This window comes from Pseudomonas aegrilactucae (assembly GCF_019168305.1).
GTDB classification, from domain to species: domain Bacteria; phylum Pseudomonadota; class Gammaproteobacteria; order Pseudomonadales; family Pseudomonadaceae; genus Aquipseudomonas; species Aquipseudomonas aegrilactucae.
The window spans coordinates 81,887-99,780 of the sequence record NZ_JAHTBI010000053.1 but is presented as its reverse complement, the minus strand read 5'-3'; the positions used below and the strand labels follow the sequence as shown (position 1 = coordinate 99,780).

Below are 17,894 nucleotides of genomic sequence, written 5' to 3'. Positions count from 1 at the left end.
TCCCTTGTGCAAGGCCATTACCCATGAATCTACTCACGCGGATGCTGGCGCGCGGCACCCTGGTGCTCGCCAATTCGGCCGGCAAGCTGCAACGCCTGCAAATGCGCCTGACTGCAGGCGAAATCCAGGACGACATGGAACACTTCGAAGCCTACGGTTTCACCAGCCATCCGCTGCCCGGCGCCGAAGGCATCGCCGCGTTCATCGGCGGTGATCGCTCGCATGGCGTGCTGCTGGTGCTTGGCGACCGTCGCTACCGTCTGCAGGCGCTGGCCCCGGGCGAGGTAGCGCTGTACACCGACGAAGGCGACACGCTGCATTTCAAGCGCGGGCGCATTCTCGATATCGAAACCGGCACGCTCAACATTCGTGCCAGCACGGCGGTGAACATCGACACCCCGGTACTCACTCAGAGCGGGCGCATCGTGTCCGCAGGCGATCAGGTGGCAGCCGGCATCAGCCAGCTCGAACATGTGCATGGCGGCGTGCAAGCCGGCACTGGGCAAAGCGGGGTGGCGAGGTGATCAACCACGACGACCGTGATGCCGCACTGACCCGCGCGGTGATCATCAGCCTGTTCACCTGGCGCCGCGCGGCCAACGACGACCCACTGGACGACGAGCAACGCTATGGCTGGTGGGGCGACAGTTTTCCCGCCGCCGCCGATGACCGCATCGGTTCGCGGCTGTGGCTGCTGCAACGCGTGCGGCTCAACGAGCAGACCCGCCTGGACGCCGAGCATTACGCCCGCGAGGCGTTGCAGTGGCTGATCGAGGACGGTCACTGCAGTGCCGTCGAGGTGCTGGCTCAGCGCCGTACCGCCAACCGCCTGGACTTGCGCACGGCGTTGATTCTCAACGACGGCAAGCGCCTGGACATCAACCTGGAAGACAGCTGGCAGGTGATCTATGCCCTTTGAAACCCCCGCATTACCGGCGCTGGTCAGCCGCACCCAAAGCGACCTGGCCAGCGCGGCCTTGCGTCGCTCCGACGCCCAGGTGCTGGCGCGTGCCCTGAGTGGCGCGGCCTATGGCCTGTATGGCTACCTGGACTGGATCGCCGAGCAGATCCTGCCCGACAGCGCCGATGAACAGACCCTCGAGCGCATCGCTGCACTGCGCCTCAAGCAGCCACGCAAGGCGGCCCAGCGCGCGGTTGGCAGCGTGAGCTTCAGCGCCGCCGCCGGCGCGGTACTCGACGTCGATACCGTGCTGCAGAGCAACGATGGCCGCAGCTACCGGGTAACCCTGGGCGTGACCACCCGGGCCGGGCTCAACCAGGCCGACATCGAAGCCCTCGACCCGGGTGTACTGGGCAATGCCGAGGCCGGGCTGGTGCTGTTTTCGGTGCAGCCAGTCGAAGGCCTGCTGGGCACTTATCAGGTCACGGCTGCCGGGTTGCGTGGCGGGGTGGCGGCCGAGAGCCTGGAGTCGCTGCGCAGCCGCGTCATCCGCTCGTACCGCGTCATTCCCCACGGCGGTGCGGCGACCGACTACGAGACCTGGGCGCTGGAATGCCCCGGCATCACCCGCGCCTGGTGCCGACGCAATTACCTGGGCCCCGGCACGGTGGGGGTGTTCGTCATGCGTGACGACGACGCGCAGCCGTTGCCCGATGCCCGGCAACTGGCCGAGGTGCATGCCTACATCGAGCCGCTGCGGCCGGTGACTGCCGAGGTGCATGTGCTGGCCCCGGTACCGCTGCCGGTGACCTACCGCCTGCGCCTGACCCCCGACAGCAGTGCTGTGCGTGCGGCCGTCGAAGCCCAGTTGGCCGACCTGCACAACCGCGAGGCAGGGCTGGGGCAGGCCTTGCTGCTGACACATATCGGCGAGGCCATCAGCGGCGCTGCGGGTGAGACCGATCACCGCCTGAGCTGGCCGACCGATGACGTGGGGGCGGCGCCGAATCAGCTGTTGACCTATGGAGGTTGCCAATGGCTGAGCTGAGGACTGCAGCCGATTACCACCAGCAGTTGCGTGCGCTGTTGCCCAGTGGCCCGGCCTGGGACCCGGAGCGTGTGCCGGAACTTGAACAGGTGCTGGAGGGCGCTGCGCAGGAGCTGGCGCGCATCGATGGCCGGGCGGCGGACCTGCTGGGTGAGATGGACCCTTTGACGGTGAGTGAGCTGGTACCGGACTGGGAGCGGGTGATGCGCCTGCCCGACCCGTGCCTGGGCGTGCAACCGACATTCGCCGACCGTCGCCTGGCGGTGCGCCAGCGCCTGACCGCGATAGGCAGCCAGCAGATTGCCTGCTACCTGGAGCTGGCGCGCAGCCAGGGCTATGCCGAGCCCAGTGTCACCGAGCATCGCGCACCCCGTTTCGGCCGGGCGCGCTTTGGTGTCGATCATTTCGGCACCTGGCAGGCGCAGTTCATCTGGACCCTCAATACCGGTGGCCGCCAGCACCTGGGGCGGCGCTTTGGCGCAAGTTACTGGGGCGAGCGCTTTGGCGTGAACCCGGGCAACGCGCTGGAGTGCCTGATACACCGCAGTGCACCGGCACACACGCTGGTGCGGATCAATTACGACTAGAGGAATGAAATGTGGATTATCCGAAAAGTGTGCCCGCTATCGGGCTGGTGAATGGCAGGTTTGTGGATGAGAACCCGGCCACGGGGATGCCGGGGTCTTTGATTCCGGCGAGCTGGGGCAATGCGGTGACCGAGGAGGTGCTGGGGGTTATCAAGGCGGCGGGGTTGAAGCCGAGCGAGACTGACAATGCACAGTTGGCCAAGGCGTTCAAGGCAATGATTGCTGAGGCATCGGCGCTGCCCATTGGATCGATGATCGCCTTTACCAAGGGGACGGTGCCGCCTGGTTTTCTTGAACTGGACGGGAGCGTGCAGAGCAGTACTGCCTATCCGCAGCTTGCTGCGTATCTTGGCACGACCTTCAACGTTGGTTCGGAACCCAGCGGGTATTTCCGTTTGCCGGAAACCCGTGGGGAAGCCTTGCGTGGCTGGGACCATGGACGTGGTGTAGATGCTGGCCGTCAGTTGGGCAGCTTTCAGCAGGACGCGCTGCAGAATATTGTCGGGGCGCTCAATTCGCGAAAGGCTGCATCGGAATCTGTAGCGGGCACTATTTACAGCACATCGGGTGTCTTCGGTTTTGAAATGAGCAACGGTCCGACTGTGTATGGCACGGCGTCCAGCACGACCACCAGCCCGTCCGATACCGTTAAGTTTGATGCTTCCAAAGTCGTCCGCACCGCCACTGAAACGCGCATGCGCAACCTGGCGGTCATGTGGTGCATCAAGGCGTGGGACGCGCCGGTCAATCAGGGGAACATTGATGTGTCGGCGTTGTTGCCCTTGGCAGCACAAGCGACAGAGTCGAAGCTGGGAACCGCGAAGGTTGCCACCTTAGTGCAGGTGGAAGCTGGCGTTGCGGACAACGTAATAGTTACACCCAAAAAACTTCGCTTGGGCTTTTCCGCATTGTTTGCCGTTAATGGATACGTGGTACTTCCAAGTTGGTTGGGGGGCTTGATCATTCAGTGGGGCACCGCCACGCAGTCGGTAGGCAGCATCAATGTGACTTATCCAATACCGTTCCCGAAGTCTGTGTACGTGGTGTCTACCAACCCTGCCGACACAGAGGATAATTATGTTTTTTCTCAAGCAGTCAGTATTACCTCGTCAGGATTTAGAACAGCGGTTTATACCGGCCGGCAAGGCTCGGCACCGGTAGCCAACAACATAGCAGTGTCGCTGGGCTGGCTGGCGCTAGGACGATAGGAAGGACTATTCGATGACAGTGAAGTACGCGGTTTTTGGTGAGGATGGTGTCTTGAAGTCAAGACTCGTCAAAGGGATTCATGAGATTCCGGAAGCAGCCATGGAAGTGAGTGAATCTCTATGGCTGAGGATGACTCAGGAAACGGATGGCGTATGGCGGCTGCTGGCGGACGGCACAGTGGAAAAAACACCGCTACCTCCTGTAGCAACGGAGGTTGTGATCGAGGCCGAACGTGCATGGCGCGATGGCCAGATGCACCTGACACAGTGGCTGGTTGATCGCCATCGAGATGAGCAGGAGTCAACTGCCATGACACTTACACCCTCTGAGTTCGCTGAGTTGCAGGCGTTCAGGCAAGCCTTGCGCAGTTGGCCGCAAATGCCCGGGTTCCCGCATGCCCAAACACGGCCTGCTCCGCCGCCCTGGTTGTTCCAACAGGTTGAATGAAGCCCCGCTGGTCGGGGCTTTTTCTTGTCTTCAATCTAGCTGTTCAGGTGTGATGACCAATGTCACTTACAGAGCAACAACTGCTGCAGATTCTTCCTCATGCCGGCCCCCGAGCCGGCGTTTTTGTACCTGCCCTCAACACCGCCATGCCCCGGTGGGAAATCGACAACCCCCGGCGCATTGCCGCCTTTCTCGCCCAGGTTGGCCACGAGTCCGGCCAACTGCGCTATGTGAAGGAGCTAGGCAGCGATCGCTACCTCTCGCGTTACGACACCGGCAGCCTGGCGCTGCGCCTGGGCAACACGCCGGAGGCCGATGGCGACGGGCAACTCTACTGCGGCCGTGGCCTGATCCAGGTCACCGGGCGCAACAACTACCGGGCCTGCAGCCGCGCGCTGTTCGGTGACGAGCGCCTGCTGGAGCTGCCGCAACTGCTCGAACAGCCACGCTGGGCGGCCGAATCAGCAGCCTGGTTCTGGCACTCGCGAGGGCTCAACGCGCTCGCCGATCGCGGTGAGTTCAACCGCATCACGCGGCATATCAACGGTGGCCTCAACGGCCTGGAGGACCGCCTGCAACTCTGGGCCCGGGCCCGCGAGGTGCTCTGTTGAGCCGCCTGCAGGCCACGCTGTTGCTGACGGTGCTGGTGCTGGCCTGCGCGCTGACCTGGCAGGTCCAGGGCTGGCGCCTGGGCCGTCAGCTGGCGCAGCAGCAACAGGCCTTTGCGCTCGAACGCCAGCAGCTTGCCGAAAGTACCGCCGCCGAGCTGCAGGGCGAACGCCAGCAGCGCCGCGTGCTGGAGCGCGAGCTGGACCTCAACGATCATACTCACTATCAGGAGCTTCTCGATGTCCAACAGGCTCAGGCACGCTTGCGCGATCGGCTGGCTACTGCTGATCTGCGGTTGTCGGTCCTCATCGACCGTGGCGCCACTCCCGATCTGCCTGCCACCCCCGGCACCGGCAGCCTGGATCATGGCCCCGCACGCGCCGGACTTGACCCGGCGCATGCTCGGCGAATTATCGCCATCACCGACGCCGGCGACGCCGGACTGATCGCCCTGCGCGCCTGCCAGGGCTATGTACGTTCACTCACACCTTGAGTGTTCAGCCGCGCCGGCAGATGGTGTAGGGTAGGCGCCAGACTTTCAAGGAGCCTGCCATGGACCCGATCACCGCACTTTCTGCCCGGCTGGGGGAACACCTGCGCCGTTTCAATGCCCATGTGACCACCGCCGAGTCCTGCACCGGTGGCGGCATCGCCGAGGCCATTACGCGCATCCCCGGCAGTTCGGCATGGTTCGAAGCCGGTTTCGTGACGTATTCCAACGCGCAGAAAACCCGCCAGCTGGCAGTGCCCGACGGCCTGTTCGCACAGGTGGGTGCGGTCAGCCAGGAGGTGGTCGAGGCCATGGTGCGCGGCGCCCAGGCGGCCAGCGGCGCACGCTTTGCGGTGGCGGTCAGCGGGGTGGCCGGGCCCGATGGCGGCTCGCCGGCCAAACCGGTGGGCACCGTGTGGCTGGCGTGGGGCGATGGCAAGCATGTCGCAAGCGAGCGTCGGCACTTCGACGGCGACCGCGACGCAGTGCGCCGACAAACGGTAATCGCCGCCCTAGAGGGCTTGTTACAGCTTGGCGCAGAGTAAATCGCAACTCGGGGGTAGGCGGGAACAAAACCCTGTGGAATAATACTGGCTACTTATACAGGTGTTGTGGCCGTACGGCCCTATCGATGATTACGTGAGGACTTCAATGGACGACAACAAGAAGCGTGCCTTGGCTGCGGCCCTGGGTCAGATCGAACGTCAATTCGGTAAAGGCGCGGTCATGCGCATGGGCGATCACGATCGCCAGGCGATCCCGGCCATCTCCACCGGCTCGCTGGGCCTGGACATTGCCCTGGGCATTGGCGGCCTGCCAAAAGGCCGTATCGTCGAAATCTACGGCCCTGAGTCGTCGGGTAAAACCACGCTGACCCTGTCGGTGATCGCCCAGGCACAAAAAGCCGGCGCCACCTGTGCGTTCGTCGATGCCGAGCACGCCCTCGATCCAGAGTACGCCGGCAAGCTGGGCGTCAACGTCGACGACCTGCTGGTCTCGCAGCCGGACACCGGCGAGCAGGCCCTGGAAATCACCGACATGCTGGTGCGCTCCAACGCGGTTGACGTGATCATCGTCGACTCCGTGGCGGCCCTGGTACCCAAGGCCGAGATCGAAGGCGAGATGGGCGACATGCACGTGGGCCTGCAAGCCCGCCTGATGTCCCAGGCGCTGCGTAAAATCACCGGCAACATCAAGAACGCCAACTGCCTGGTGATCTTCATCAACCAGATCCGCATGAAGATCGGCGTGATGTTCGGCAGCCCCGAAACCACCACCGGTGGTAACGCGCTGAAGTTCTACGCTTCGGTGCGCCTGGACATCCGCCGTACCGGCGCGGTGAAGGAAGGCGACGAAGTGGTCGGCAGCGAAACCCGCGTCAAGATCGTCAAGAACAAGGTGGCACCACCGTTCCGTCAGGCCGAGTTCCAGATCCTGTACGGCAAGGGTATCTACCGCAACGGCGAGATCATCGACCTGGGTGTGCTGCACGGTTTCCTCGAAAAAGCCGGCGCCTGGTACAGCTACCAGGGCAGCAAGATCGGCCAGGGTAAAGCCAACTCCGCCAAGTTCCTGGCAGAGAACCCGGAAATCGGCGCTACCCTCGAGAAGCAGATTCGCGACAAGCTGCTGACCGGTGGTGTCGAAGCGGCTGCGGCTGCTGCGGCAGCAGGCAAGACGGCTGCTGCAGCTGCAGAGCCTGAAGATGACCTGGTCGACGCCGACGCCAACGTCTGATTTGCAGATAGACCATGTCCGTCGTACTCGATACTCCCGTCGCCGTCAGGCGGACAGCCATGGACCTGCTCGCGCGACGCGAGCATGGTCGTGTCGAGCTGACGCGCAAGTTGCGTCAGCGCGGCGCAGAACCTGAGCTGATCGATCAGGAACTCGACCGTTTGACGGAGGAGGGTCTGCTCAGCGAAGCCCGCTACCTGGAAAGCTTCATCAGCTATCGCTCGCGCTCCGGCTACGGCCCGGCGCGCATCCGCGAAGAGTTGAGCCAGCGCGGCCTGCAGCGCAGCGATATCGAAGGTGCCTTGCGTGAATGCGGCATCGACTGGCAACACCTGCTGGTTGACGTGTGGCAGCGCAAGTTCGCCGGTCAACTCCCCAGCGATCCCCGCAGCCGTGCACAGCAAACCCGCTTTCTGGTCTACCGTGGTTTTTTCCATGGAGAGTGTCGGTCGCTTGTTGAGCGGTCGTAGCCTGGACGATTGAGCAATGCTCGGCCCCGAGGGGCCAAGCCAGTGTTCCAGGTGAAGGTATCAGGTCACTTTAAGCGGCTCACGCGCCCGTTGCGACGTTTGATTATGCTGGGGCTTGGCCCAGTTTTCCGACAGGTTGATGAAGTCTACCAGCTCACGCAGGCGGCCTTGGTCACGGCCGTTGAAGGCAAAGGCCAGGCGTGACAGGTGGCTGAATTGCGCTTCGTCGTGCTCCTCGCCGGCGTAGGCGTGCTGATGGAAGGTGCCACTGAGGCGCAAGTCCGCGAACCCCTCCTGAATATCCTGCAATGCTGCTTCGCTGAGCGGGTGATGGGTGCGGATCACGAACTGGTTCTTCAGCCAGCGGCTGGAGTGGTAGTTGCTGTAGAACTGGTTGATCTCGGCGACCGCGTCATCGGCGTTGTGCACCAGGCGCAGCAGCTTCAGGTCGTTTGGCAGGATGTAGCGGTTACCCTCCAACTGGCGAGTGATGAAGTTCAGCGCTTCCTGCCAGAACGTACCACCTGGCGAGTCGAGCAGTACAACCGGCACCAATGGGCTCTTGCCCGTCTGGATCAGGGTCAGCACTTCCAGTGCTTCGTCCAGGGTGCCAAAACCGCCTGGGCACAACACCAGCGCATCGGCTTCCTTGACGAAGAACAGCTTGCGAATGAAAAAGAAGTGGAACGGCAACAGCTTGTCGGTCCCGTCGACGGTCGCGTTGGCGTGCTGCTCGAAGGGCAGGGTGATGTTGAAACCCAGGCAGTGATCCACCCCGGCACCTTCATGGGCCGCTGCCATGATGCCGCCGCCGGCGCCGGTGATGACCATCAGGTCGGAGCGTGCCAGGGTGGCGCCCAGCTCGCGGGCGAGGGCATACATGGGGTGTTCGACCGGGGTGCGGGCAGAGCCGAACACGGTGACCTTGCGTCGGCCCTTGTACTGGTGCAGGGCGCGGAAGGCGTTGTCCAGCTCGCGCAGGGCCTGCAGGGTGATCTTGGCGCTCCAGCGGTCGCGGTCGTCGTGCGCCATGCGCAGCACGGTCAGCATCATGTCCCGGTACAGCGGCAGGTTGGGGCTGTCTGGGGCCACCAGGTTCAACTGTTGCTCGATGTGGCTCAGGTCGATCGCATTGTTGTTGAAATGGTTGGCAAGCAATTCGCTCGGTTGGTACGGCATTCAACTTCTCCTTTTGCAGCAAAACCTGCGGCGTGACCGCACATCGGCCAGGCCCCTTTGCCTGTGCGCAAAGTGAATGGTCTTGGCTATCAATCTAGACCCTGTCACACGGTTATGCCGTCGACATGATGTGCCCATGATGTGATGACAGGCAATGGGTTATACGCGGCTTGGCGCGGCGAAAATGCCACTCGTCTGCCCGTACTCGGTCGCGCTGCCAGTCTGATTAACTGATGAGCAAGGGTAACGGTTCTGGGGGCAAGGAGGCTGGATCATGCAGCGGGTGAGTTTGGAGCTTGATACGCAGTTGTACCGGCTGCTGCAACGCGCAGCCCAGGCCAACAACCTGACCCTGGAGCAGGAGTGCCTGCAGCGTCTGGCAGGCGGGGCACTGGGGTCGCGCTACATTCAGGCGCTGGTGGCTGAACTGCGCGCCGATGATGAACAGCGGCGCGCCAACAGCGCGTAGGCCCGTGGCCTGGGTTACTTCTTCTGGCCCGAAAGGCAGCTGGCCTTGTTGAACGCCTGGTCGATCACCGGGCGGTTGGTCTTGTATTCGGTAAAGCGGTACGTCAACACGGCGCCGCGGTCCATCAACTGACGGAAACTGGTGTTCCTGCACACGCTGGCACCCAGTTGGTCGCGCACGATTTCCGGGTTGGCCTGCATCTTTTGCGCATGGCTGGCGCGCACGCTGAGGTGGTTGATCAGTTGCTTGCCTTCGACGGTGTAGCCCTGGTCGAGAATGTCCTCGTTGATGGCACGAGGGGTACCCACGCTGCTTTCCTTGGCGACTTTTTCAAGCATCCGGGTCAGTTCGTACTCTTGCTTGGATGCGGCATGCGCGCCCAGCGGCAGGGCAAGCAGCAGGCTCAAGGATGGGGCGATGAAACGCAGCATGAATCTCTCCTGGTTCGGTAACTGGCGGTTGGACCGGCGATGGCGCGCAGTGTTCCGTCACAGGCGCAATAGCGGTGCCAGCGGGTTTCTGTAACCCGCCGATTATAAGGGGCAGCGCACCGCGCTGCACGGCAAATACCGCCGGGCGCGACGGGCTCTGATAAACTGCCGGGGTTTTCCGTCCTGCCGAGTTCGCGTCGTGCCCTGCCTCTATTGCCAATGTTGTGCCCTGTCATGAGCCATGCCGTAGCACGCCTGCGCGCCGAACGCCTGGCCCGCAGTGTCAAACCCTTCGTTGCGCGCGGCTCGCGTGCGCCACGCTGCCCTCGATGCCGGGTAATCCCTGATTACTGCCTGTGCGCGTGGCGGCCGCAGGTGCAGGCGCATTCGGCCATGTGCCTGTTGATGCACGATACCGAACCGATGAAACCGACCAACACCGGCTGGCTGATTGCCGACGTGATCGGTGACACCACGGCATTTGCCTGGGAGCGCAAGACGGTCGATGTGCAGTTGCAGGCGTTGCTCGACGACCCGCAGTGGCAGCCATACATCGTGTTCCCTGGCGAGTTCGTCGCGCCCGAGCGGGTGGTCAGCGACGTGGCCCCGGCGCCGGGCAAGCGGCCGCTGTTCATCCTGCTTGACGCCACCTGGCCAGAAGCCCGCAAGATGTTTCGCAAAAGCCCGTATCTGGAGCGGTTCCCGGTGCTGAACCTGCAGCCCGAGCAGATTTCGCGCTACAAACTGCGTCGCTCCAAGCGTGACGATCACTTCTGCACCGCCGAAGTGGCGGCCATGTGCCTGGAACTGGCCGCCGACCAGCAGGCCGCCCAGGCGCTGGATGCGTACCTGGACGTGTTCAGTTGCCATTACCTGAGTGCCAAGCACAAACTGGCGCTGGACGAGCAGGACGCCGTGCATCAAAGGCTGCAGACCTTCCTATAGTACAAGGGGCAAGTGCCAGGCTTTGCTTCATAATGGCCAGCACTGGCGCCACCGGCATGGGCCCGAGCCGGGGTTGGAACTTGACCACCCGGTCCGGGCTCGGCATCCTTGGCGCCGATTCGGGCACGACGACGGCTTGAATGCTGTATTCCTGGCCCCGACGTGCCTTTTTGGCCTCCGGCACTGCTGCCCGATGCCTTGAGTTGCCCGCCAGGCGCCCCACGCTAGCCGCGCCTGCACAGAACAGGATCATTAGATCGATGGCTACATACGAAATCCTGATTGCCGATGACCACCCGTTGTTTCGCAGCGCGTTGCGCCAGGCTGTTACCCTGGGCCTGGGCCCGGACGTGCGCCTGGTTGAAGTGGCGAGCATCGCCGAACTGGAAATCCGCCTGGCCGAGAAAAGCGACTGGGACCTGGTGCTGCTCGACCTGAACATGCCGGGCGCCTATGGCTTCTCGGGGTTGGTGCTGCTGCGCGGCCAGTATCCGCAGATCCCGGTGGTGATGGTCTCGGCGCAGGAGGAGGCGGCGGTGGTGGTGAAGTCGCGCGAGTTTGGCGCCAGCGGCTTCATTCCCAAGTCCAGCCCGCTGGAGCAGATTCAGGATGCCGTCAACAAGGTGCTCGACGGCGAGGTCTGGTGGCCACCGCAGGCGTTCGAGAAAATCGATGTGTCCGCTGAAGCCAAGGCTGCCAGCGAAGGCTTGGCCAGCCTGACGCCGCAGCAGTTCCGGGTCTTGACCATGGTCTGCGAAGGCTTGTTGAACAAGCAGATTGCTTACGAGTTGAGTGTGTCGGAAGCCACCATCAAGGCCCACGTCACCGCGATTTTCCGCAAGCTGGGTGTGCGTACACGGACCCAGGCAGCGTTGCTGCTGCAACAATTGGAATCGGTTTCCAGCAGCTAAGGCCAATGGCCTTCACGCATTTTTGACTCGGCGTGCACTAGTCTGCACGGCTCTTATCTTTTGGTTGAAGTCACTCTCTATGTCGCCTTTCAAGGGCCAGACCGGCCTTAAACGAGTATTCAACGCTGCCGGCTATTCGTTTGACGGGCTGCGCGCGGCCTTTACCGGCGAGGCGGCATTCCGGCAACTGGTGCTGCTCAATGTGGTGCTGATCCCGATCGCCTTCTGGCTGGACGTCAGCCGCGCCGAGCGCGCCATCCTGATTGCCGTGTGCCTGCTTGGCCTGATCGTCGAGTTGCTCAACTCGGCAGTCGAGGCCGCCATCGACCGTATTTCCCTGGACCGCCACCCGTTGTCCAAGAACGCCAAGGACATGGGCAGTGCGGCCCAGCTCGTGGCCTTGAGTATTGTGGCAGTGGTGTGGGCGGTGATCCTGCTCTAGGCAATGTGTGGCAGCACGATTTCGTCACTGCGCCTTACGCCTGCGGTAAAGCTGCGGCACAGCTCGAGGAACTCGCGCATGGCCGAGGTCTGGTACTTCTGCTTGTGCCAGATGAAGTAGAACTGCCGCGCCAGGTCCAGGTCAGGCGTTTCAACCGCCACCAGGCTGCCGCGCCGGAACGCATCGCGCAGCGCCAGGCGTGAAATGCAGCCAATGCCAAGGCCTGACTCAACCGCACGCTTGATCGCTTCGGTGTGCTCCAGCTCCAGGCGGATATTGAGCGTGGAGCGGTGGTGGCGCATGGCCTGATCGAAGGTCAGGCGGGTGCCGGAGCCTTGCTCGCGCAGGATCCAGGCCTCGCGGGTCAGCTCGTCCATGCTGGCGCGGCCTTTTGCCGCCAGGGGATGCTGCGGCGCACAGAACACCACCAGTTCGTCTTCGACCCACGGCTGAACCTCGAGGTCGGGATGGTTGCAATCCCCCTCGATCAGACCCAGATCAATTTCGTAATGCGCCACCTGGTGCACGATATGCGCCGTGTTCTGGACATGCAGCTTGACCTGGCTCTCGGGGTGCACCTGCATGAAACTGCCGATCAGCAGGGTAGCCAGGTAGTTGCCGATGGTCAGGGTTGCACCGACGGCCAGTGAGCCAAAGCCCGATTTGCCGTTGAGCAGGTCTTCGATCTCCTTGGCCTGGTCCAGCAGTGCCACGGCCTGGGGCAGCAGTTGATGCCCGAGCGCATTGAGGCTCAGGCGCTTGCCCGCGCGATCGAACAACTGGCAGCTGGACTGGCGTTCGAGCTCGGTGATGGAGGTGCTGGCGGCCGACTGCGACAACGCCAGTATCCCGGCTGCGCGAGAGACGCTTTGGTGTTGCGCGACGGCCACGAAGACCTGAAGTTGACGCAGTGTAAATCGCATATCTATATAACCGATAAGACATATCTTGATAATTCATTTAACAGATATTGTCGCTGCCACTAAACTATCGCGCAATCGCGCTCACGGTCAGCGCTGCGTTTTTTTTCAGGAGCCCCGTACATGAGCAACATGAACCACGAACGTGTCCTCAGTGTCCATCACTGGAACGACACCCTGTTCAGCTTCAAGTGCACCCGCGACCCGGGCCTGCGCTTCGAGAACGGTCAGTTCGTGATGATCGGCCTGCAACAGCCTAACGGCCGCCCGCTCATGCGCGCCTATTCGATCGCCAGCCCTAACTGGGAAGAGCATCTGGAGTTCTTCAGCATCAAGGTGCAGGACGGCCCGCTGACCTCGCAGCTGCAGCATCTGAAGGAAGGCGATGAGATCATCATCAGCAAGAAGCCTACCGGTACCCTGGTGCTGGACGACCTGAACCCGGGCAAGCACCTGTACCTGCTGAGCACCGGCACTGGCCTGGCGCCGTTCATGAGCGTCATCCAGGACCCGGAAACCTACGAGCGTTTCGAAAAAGTGATCCTGGTTCACGGCGTACGCTACGTGAACGAAGTGGCGTACCGCGAGTTCATCACCGAGCACCTGCCGCAGAACGAGTTCTTCGGGGAGGCGCTGCGTGACAAGCTGATCTACTACCCGACTGTCACCCGCGAACCGTTCGAGAACCAGGGGCGTCTGACTGACCTGATGCGCAGTGGCAAGTTGTTCAGCGACATCGGCCTGCCGCCGATCAACCCGCAGGATGACCGCGCGATGATCTGCGGTAGCCCGAGCATGCTCGACGAAACCAGCGAAGTGCTGGACAGCTTCGGTCTGAAAGTCTCGGCGCGCATGCGTGAGCCAGGCGATTACCTGATCGAGCGTGCGTTCGTCGAGAAGTAAGCTGCCAGCAGAAATGAAAAACGCAGACCTCGGTCTGCGTTTTTTTTTGGCCGGCGGCTAGGGCTCGTGCACCACTTCCAGCACGCGAATCACATCCAGTTGCGGGTAATGCCAGCGTACCTGCACATCCCAGAACTTGACGCCGTACACCCGCTCCACCGGTGGCACCTGATAGGCCGGGCGCGGGTCCTGTGCCAGACATTGCTCTATCAGCGCCACCAGCGGCTCTGCCAGGCGCAGCGCATGTTCATGGGCCTGCCCCAGCGCCCCCTCGCGCCACTGCACTGCAATGGGCGCAGGCGGCGCGCTGGCCATATGGTTGAAGGCACCGGCAACGCTGTCGGCATACGGCACATACGGCTTGATGTCGATGACTGGCGTGCCGTCCAGCAGGTCGATGCCCGACAACAGCAGGCGCCCGGGCTCGATCCCCTCCAGCTTCACCACCGATTGCCCGATGCCATTGGGGCGATGCGTGGCACGGGTGGCGAACACCCCCATCGAGGTATTGCCGCCCAGGCGCGGCGGGCGCACCTTCAACCGCGGCTTGTCTTCCAGTGCCTGGTGGAACAGGAACAGCAGCCACACGTGGCTGACCTGTTCGAGACCGGCCACTGCCTCGCCCTGGTCGAACGGCGGCACCAGTTCCAGCACGCCACGTGCGGCCGGGGCCAGGTGGGGCTGGCGCGGGATGGCGAACTTCTCCTTGAAGCAGGAGCGCACATGGCCGACCGGCGAGACACTGTAGGTCATGGTCGACTCAGCCACGCACTCGCAGGGTCAGGCCCTTGAGGAAGTTGCGCAGCAACTGGTCGCCGCAGGGGCGGTAGTTGCTGTTGCCGACCTTGCGGAACAGGGCGCTCAGTTCGGGTTTGGACACGACAAAGTCAGCAGCCTTGAGGATCGCGTGCAGGTCGTCTTCCTTGAGCTCGAATGCCACGCGCAGCTTTTTCAGGATGATGTTGTTGGTCACCGGCAGTTCGATCGGCAGTGCCGGGCGGCTTTCGTCGCGACCACGCCTGAAGATCACCAAGCCGTCGAGAAAGTGCGCGATGACCTCGTCCGGGCAGCGCACAAAACCTTCTTCCTCGTCTTTTTTCAGGTAGCTGGCGACATCGGCATCGCTGACGTCAAAACCGTTGGTACGGGTGATTTCTGCCAGTTTGGCATCGCTGATATCCAGCATGTAGCGCAGGCTGCGCAGTACATCGTTGTGAATCATTTGGACAATCCTGATCAAGTGGCAACGCCCGGGTGGCGAGGCCTGGAAAGTGGCGCGGCCTAGAATTTTTCTTTGCTGGTCAGGTAGCGCCACTGGCCCAGCGGCAGCTTGCTCATGGCCACGCCACCGAGGCGAATGCGGCGCATGCTGACCACGCTGACGCCGACACTGCGGCACAGCAGTTCGATCAGCCCCGGGGCCGGGTTCTTCAGCACCATGCGCAAGCGGGTTTCGTTCTGCCAGCTGGCCTTGATGCGCGGCAGGTCCTGGCCTTTCCAGGTAAACCCGCGGTTCAGGCGCTCAAGGCCATGGGCGATCATGTCACCGCTGACCTCGACCACGTATTCCTGCTCGAGCTTGGCCAGGTCCGAGGTTACCTTGCGCACGGCGCGCCAGTCCTGGCTGTACACCTGCAGGCCGCTGGCGCCCTGTTGCAGCTCGGCCACGCAGGTCAGGCGGGCGAAGTGCCCCTTGAGCGGGCGATGGCCTTCTGCGTGGGCCTCGGACAGGGTCGCCGGGCTCATGCTCAGGCGTGCGCTTTCGCTGTCCTGATCGGCGCCCTGGTGCAGCAGCAGCGTCACCGGCTCCAGGGCCTCGGCCTTGGCGTTGGGCAGCAGGGCGACGGTCTGGCCGTCGACCTTGAGCTGCGGCTCGTCGACGACGGCGCCATCCACTGTGACCCAGCCGCCTTCGATATACAGCTCGGCCTCCCGTCGGGAACAACCGACCAGTTCGATAAGGCGTTTGGAAAGACGAATGGGTTCAGACATGACGGTAGCCGTGGCACAAGGAAAGGCGTCCATTGTAACCGCCCAGGCCAGGTTAGGCCCGGCTACATTTGAGCGGCCCTGTGATTAATCGCGGGAATTGATGTTTTTCAGAGTGGGCCTACACGATCCTTCAGCCAGTATGTGCCTATTGCGTACGAATCAGCCGGAGGTGGAGCAAGGGGTAAGGCTGGCCCATGCCATCCGTTTCCGAGCGGCCGATCACTTCGAAGCCCTGGGCCAGGTAGAAGCCGAGTGCCTGCGGATTCTGTTCGTTCACGTCCAACTGCTCGGCGTTGAGTTGGTTGATCGCAAACTGCAGCAGGCGCGTGCCGATGCCCTGGCCGCGGTGGTGCGGGTCGATGAAGAGCATTTCCACGCGCCCGGCCGCCACGCCGGCAAAGCCGGTAATACGCTGGCGCGCGTCCTTGCAGCAGATCAGCATGACCGCATCCAGATAGCGCGTGCGCACCAGCTCGCGCAGCAGCACGATGTAGCTGTCGGGTAGAAAGTCATGGGTGGCGCGAACCGATGCTTCCCACACGCGCACCAGCTGCGCGTAGTCGCTGATGCCGGGTGTCTGCACGGTGGTAGGGGGGCGCATGGCAAGGGTCTCCTGCAGTCGTATGAGAAAACGATAGTTGCAAAAAAAGCCCCGCCATAAAGGCAGGGCTGTTTGAACGGCGTTGGCTCAGACAGGCTCGGCCCACAGGTCGTACTCGTCGGCGTCGGTCACCCGGCACCAGACCTTGTCACCCGGCTTGAAGCCGTGGTCGCCGTCGATGAACACGTTGCCGTCGATTTCCGGCGCATCGAAGAAGCTGCGGCCCACCGAGCCCTGCTCCTCGACTTCGTCGATCAGCACTTCGATCTCCTTGCCGATGCGCAGTTGCAGGCGTGCGCTGCTGATGGCCTGCTGGTGGGCCATGAAGCGGTCCCAGCGGTCCTGCTTGACGTCGTCCGGCACGATGTCCAGGTCCAGGTCGTTGGCCGGCGCGCCTTCGACCGGCGAGTACTGGAAGCAGCCGACGCGGTCGAGCTGGGCTTCGGTCAGCCAGTCGAGCAGGTACTGGAAGTCTTCTTCGGTTTCGCCGGGGAAGCCGACGATGAAGGTGGAGCGGATGATCAGCTCGGGGCACTGCTCGCGCCAGTTCTTGATGCGCGCCAGGGTCTTGTCTTCGAAGGCCGGGCGTTTCATCGACTTGAGCACTTTGGGGCTGGCGTGCTGGAACGGGATGTCCAGGTACGGCAGCAGCTTGCCTGCGGCCATCAGCGGGATCACGTCGTCGACGTTCGGGTACGGGTACACGTAGTGCAGGCGTACCCACACGCCCAGGCTGCTCAGCGCTTCGCACAGATCGAGCATGCGTGTCTTGACCGGGCGGCCGTTCCAGAAGTCGGTCTTGTACTTGACGTCGACGCCGTAGGCGCTGGTGTCCTGGGAAATCACCAGCAGTTCCTTGACGCCGGCCTTGACCAGGCGCTCGGCTTCGCTGAGCACTTCACCCACCGGGCGGCTGACCAGCTTGCCGCGCATCGAGGGGATGATGCAGAAGCTGCACGTGTGGTTGCAGCCTTCGGAAATCTTCAGGTAGGCGTAGTGGCGCGGGGTCAGCTTGACCCCCTGTGGCGGCACCAGGTCGATCAGCGGGTTGTGGTCCTTGCGCGGCGGCACGACCTCGTGCACGGCGTTGACCACCTGCTCGTACTGCTGCGGGCCGGACACCGACAGCACGCTGGGGTGCACGTCGCGGATGTTGTTGGCGTCGACCCCCATGCAGCCGGTGACGATGACCTTGCCGTTTTCCTTGATGGCTTCGCCGATCACTTCCAGCGATTCGGCCTTGGCCGAGTCGATGAAGCCGCAGGTGTTGACCACCACCACGTCGGCATCCTCGTAGGTGGGCACGACTTCATAGCCTTCCATGCGCAGCTGGGTCAGGATGCGCTCGGAATCGACCAGGGCTTTCGGGCAACCCAGGGAAACAAAGCCGACCTTTGGCGTGGTGGGCGTGGCGGTGGTGGACATTGGCTAACCTCGGTGTAGAGGGGCTGCAGTGCACGCAAAGGTGGCAGCCCTGACGGGCGCTTTGGGCGCCTCTGATCAAAAAGTGCGCAATTCTAGCGAGGCACGCCGCGCTTGACTAGCAGAAATACGACGAACGCTGCGCTATGCTTCGCGGCGTTGTACCTGCGTTGATCATCGA

The 17,894-nt window shown here is 62.8% G+C and carries 23 protein-coding genes and 1 pseudogene; 16 read left to right on the top strand and 8 right to left on the bottom strand.

Features of this window, described 5'->3' with window-relative positions:
* Positions 1 to 23 precede the first annotated feature (23 nt).
* The 11 genes and pseudogenes from KUO17_RS16015 (at position 24) to recX (ending at position 7,511) form a co-directional block, all read left to right on the top strand.
* Positions 24 to 524 (top strand): phage baseplate assembly protein V, encoded by a 501-nt coding sequence (locus tag KUO17_RS16015; RefSeq protein WP_217976510.1) that lies wholly within the window; start codon positions 24 to 26, stop codon positions 522 to 524.
* Positions 521 to 919: a phage GP46 family protein gene (locus KUO17_RS16010; RefSeq protein ID WP_217976509.1), complete on the top strand. Its 399-nt coding sequence runs from the start codon at positions 521 to 523 to the stop codon at positions 917 to 919. The genes KUO17_RS16015 and KUO17_RS16010 overlap by 4 nt, the downstream gene beginning before the upstream one ends.
* On the top strand, positions 909 to 1,949 hold the full coding sequence (locus KUO17_RS16005) for a baseplate J/gp47 family protein (RefSeq protein ID WP_217976508.1): 1,041 nt from the start codon (positions 909 to 911) through the stop codon (positions 1,947 to 1,949). The genes KUO17_RS16010 and KUO17_RS16005 overlap by 11 nt, the downstream gene beginning before the upstream one ends.
* Positions 1,937 to 2,536, top strand: a complete 600-nt coding sequence (locus tag KUO17_RS16000; RefSeq protein WP_217976507.1) for a YmfQ family protein — start codon at positions 1,937 to 1,939, stop codon at positions 2,534 to 2,536. The genes KUO17_RS16005 and KUO17_RS16000 overlap by 13 nt, the downstream gene beginning before the upstream one ends.
* Before the next feature lie 11 nt (positions 2,537 to 2,547).
* Positions 2,548 to 3,744, top strand: a complete 1,197-nt coding sequence (locus tag KUO17_RS15995; protein WP_341869622.1) for a phage tail protein — start codon at positions 2,548 to 2,550, stop codon at positions 3,742 to 3,744.
* Positions 3,745 to 3,757: 13 nt separating this feature from the next.
* Positions 3,758 to 4,192, top strand: coding sequence for a phage tail assembly chaperone (locus KUO17_RS26705; protein ID WP_255263607.1), 435 nt, complete (start codon positions 3,758 to 3,760; stop codon positions 4,190 to 4,192).
* A gap of 59 nt (positions 4,193 to 4,251) precedes the next feature.
* A complete protein-coding gene (locus KUO17_RS15985) occupies positions 4,252 to 4,803 on the top strand; it encodes a glycoside hydrolase family 19 protein (RefSeq protein ID WP_217976506.1) in 552 nt (183 codons plus the stop codon).
* A complete protein-coding gene (locus KUO17_RS15980; protein ID WP_217976505.1) occupies positions 4,800 to 5,294 on the top strand; it encodes a lysis system spanin subunit in 495 nt (164 codons plus the stop codon). Before KUO17_RS15985 ends, KUO17_RS15980 begins: the two co-directional genes overlap by 4 nt.
* A gap of 59 nt (positions 5,295 to 5,353) precedes the next feature.
* Positions 5,354 to 5,836: a CinA family protein gene (locus KUO17_RS15975; protein WP_217976504.1), complete on the top strand. Its 483-nt coding sequence runs from the start codon at positions 5,354 to 5,356 to the stop codon at positions 5,834 to 5,836.
* 106 nt (positions 5,837 to 5,942) lie between these two features.
* Positions 5,943 to 7,028 (top strand): recombinase RecA, encoded by a 1,086-nt coding sequence (recA, locus tag KUO17_RS15970; RefSeq protein WP_217976503.1) that lies wholly within the window; start codon positions 5,943 to 5,945, stop codon positions 7,026 to 7,028.
* Between the two features lie 14 nt (positions 7,029 to 7,042).
* Positions 7,043 to 7,511: pseudogene (gene recX, locus KUO17_RS15965) on the top strand (recombination regulator RecX).
* 47 nt (positions 7,512 to 7,558) lie between these two features.
* Here the strand turns inward: recX and KUO17_RS15960 are convergent.
* Positions 7,559 to 8,677 carry an LOG family protein gene (locus KUO17_RS15960; protein ID WP_217976502.1) on the bottom strand — a complete coding sequence of 373 codons (1,119 nt, stop codon included), beginning with the start codon at positions 8,675 to 8,677 and terminating at the stop codon, positions 7,559 to 7,561.
* Between the two features lie 274 nt (positions 8,678 to 8,951).
* On the opposite strand from KUO17_RS15960, the gene KUO17_RS15955 reads away from it, so the two are divergent.
* Positions 8,952 to 9,146: a hypothetical protein gene (locus tag KUO17_RS15955; RefSeq protein ID WP_217976501.1), complete on the top strand. Its 195-nt coding sequence runs from the start codon at positions 8,952 to 8,954 to the stop codon at positions 9,144 to 9,146.
* Between the two features lie 14 nt (positions 9,147 to 9,160).
* Here KUO17_RS15955 and KUO17_RS15950 read toward each other — a convergent pair whose 3' ends face one another.
* On the bottom strand, positions 9,161 to 9,577 hold the full coding sequence (locus KUO17_RS15950) for a quorum-sensing-regulated virulence factor family protein (RefSeq protein WP_217976500.1): 417 nt from the start codon (positions 9,575 to 9,577) through the stop codon (positions 9,161 to 9,163).
* Positions 9,578 to 9,811: 234 nt separating this feature from the next.
* Between KUO17_RS15950 and KUO17_RS15945 the strand changes: the two genes are divergently transcribed.
* The 3 genes from KUO17_RS15945 to KUO17_RS15935 all read left to right on the top strand — a co-directional run bounded on the left by KUO17_RS15945 (position 9,812) and on the right by KUO17_RS15935 (position 11,875).
* Entirely contained in the window at positions 9,812 to 10,522 is a 711-nt protein-coding gene (locus KUO17_RS15945; protein ID WP_217976499.1) for a tRNA-uridine aminocarboxypropyltransferase, read from the top strand.
* 260 nt (positions 10,523 to 10,782) lie between these two features.
* Positions 10,783 to 11,433 carry a response regulator transcription factor ErdR gene (erdR, locus tag KUO17_RS15940; protein WP_217976498.1) on the top strand — a complete coding sequence of 217 codons (651 nt, stop codon included), beginning with the start codon at positions 10,783 to 10,785 and terminating at the stop codon, positions 11,431 to 11,433.
* A 79-nt stretch (positions 11,434 to 11,512) separates the two neighbouring features.
* Positions 11,513 to 11,875, top strand: coding sequence for a diacylglycerol kinase (locus KUO17_RS15935; protein ID WP_217976497.1), 363 nt, complete (start codon positions 11,513 to 11,515; stop codon positions 11,873 to 11,875).
* On the opposite strand, the gene KUO17_RS15930 is transcribed toward KUO17_RS15935, so the two are convergent.
* Positions 11,872 to 12,798 (bottom strand): LysR family transcriptional regulator, encoded by a 927-nt coding sequence (locus tag KUO17_RS15930; RefSeq protein ID WP_217976496.1) that lies wholly within the window; start codon positions 12,796 to 12,798, stop codon positions 11,872 to 11,874. The genes KUO17_RS15935 and KUO17_RS15930 overlap by 4 nt on opposite strands.
* A 120-nt stretch (positions 12,799 to 12,918) precedes the next feature.
* On the opposite strand from KUO17_RS15930, the gene fpr reads away from it, so the two are divergent.
* A complete protein-coding gene (gene fpr / locus KUO17_RS15925) occupies positions 12,919 to 13,698 on the top strand; it encodes a ferredoxin-NADP reductase (RefSeq protein WP_217976495.1) in 780 nt (259 codons plus the stop codon).
* A 57-nt stretch (positions 13,699 to 13,755) separates the two neighbouring features.
* On the opposite strand, the gene tsaA is transcribed toward fpr, so the two are convergent.
* The 5 genes from tsaA to rimO form a co-directional block, all read right to left on the bottom strand.
* Complete coding sequence (gene tsaA, locus KUO17_RS15920) at positions 13,756 to 14,451, bottom strand: tRNA (N6-threonylcarbamoyladenosine(37)-N6)-methyltransferase TrmO (protein WP_217976494.1); 696 nt, start codon at positions 14,449 to 14,451, stop codon at positions 13,756 to 13,758.
* 7 nt (positions 14,452 to 14,458) lie between these two features.
* Positions 14,459 to 14,920, bottom strand: coding sequence for a YehS family protein (locus tag KUO17_RS15915; RefSeq protein ID WP_217976493.1), 462 nt, complete (start codon positions 14,918 to 14,920; stop codon positions 14,459 to 14,461).
* A gap of 59 nt (positions 14,921 to 14,979) precedes the next feature.
* Positions 14,980 to 15,690: an rRNA pseudouridine synthase gene (locus tag KUO17_RS15910; protein WP_217976492.1), complete on the bottom strand. Its 711-nt coding sequence runs from the start codon at positions 15,688 to 15,690 to the stop codon at positions 14,980 to 14,982.
* A 145-nt stretch (positions 15,691 to 15,835) separates the two neighbouring features.
* Positions 15,836 to 16,291 carry a GNAT family N-acetyltransferase gene (locus KUO17_RS15905; RefSeq protein ID WP_217976491.1) on the bottom strand — a complete coding sequence of 152 codons (456 nt, stop codon included), beginning with the start codon at positions 16,289 to 16,291 and terminating at the stop codon, positions 15,836 to 15,838.
* Positions 16,292 to 16,378: 87 nt separating this feature from the next.
* Entirely contained in the window at positions 16,379 to 17,716 is a 1,338-nt protein-coding gene (rimO, locus tag KUO17_RS15900) for a 30S ribosomal protein S12 methylthiotransferase RimO (protein ID WP_217976490.1), read from the bottom strand.
* Between the last annotated feature and the right edge of the window lie 178 nt (positions 17,717 to 17,894).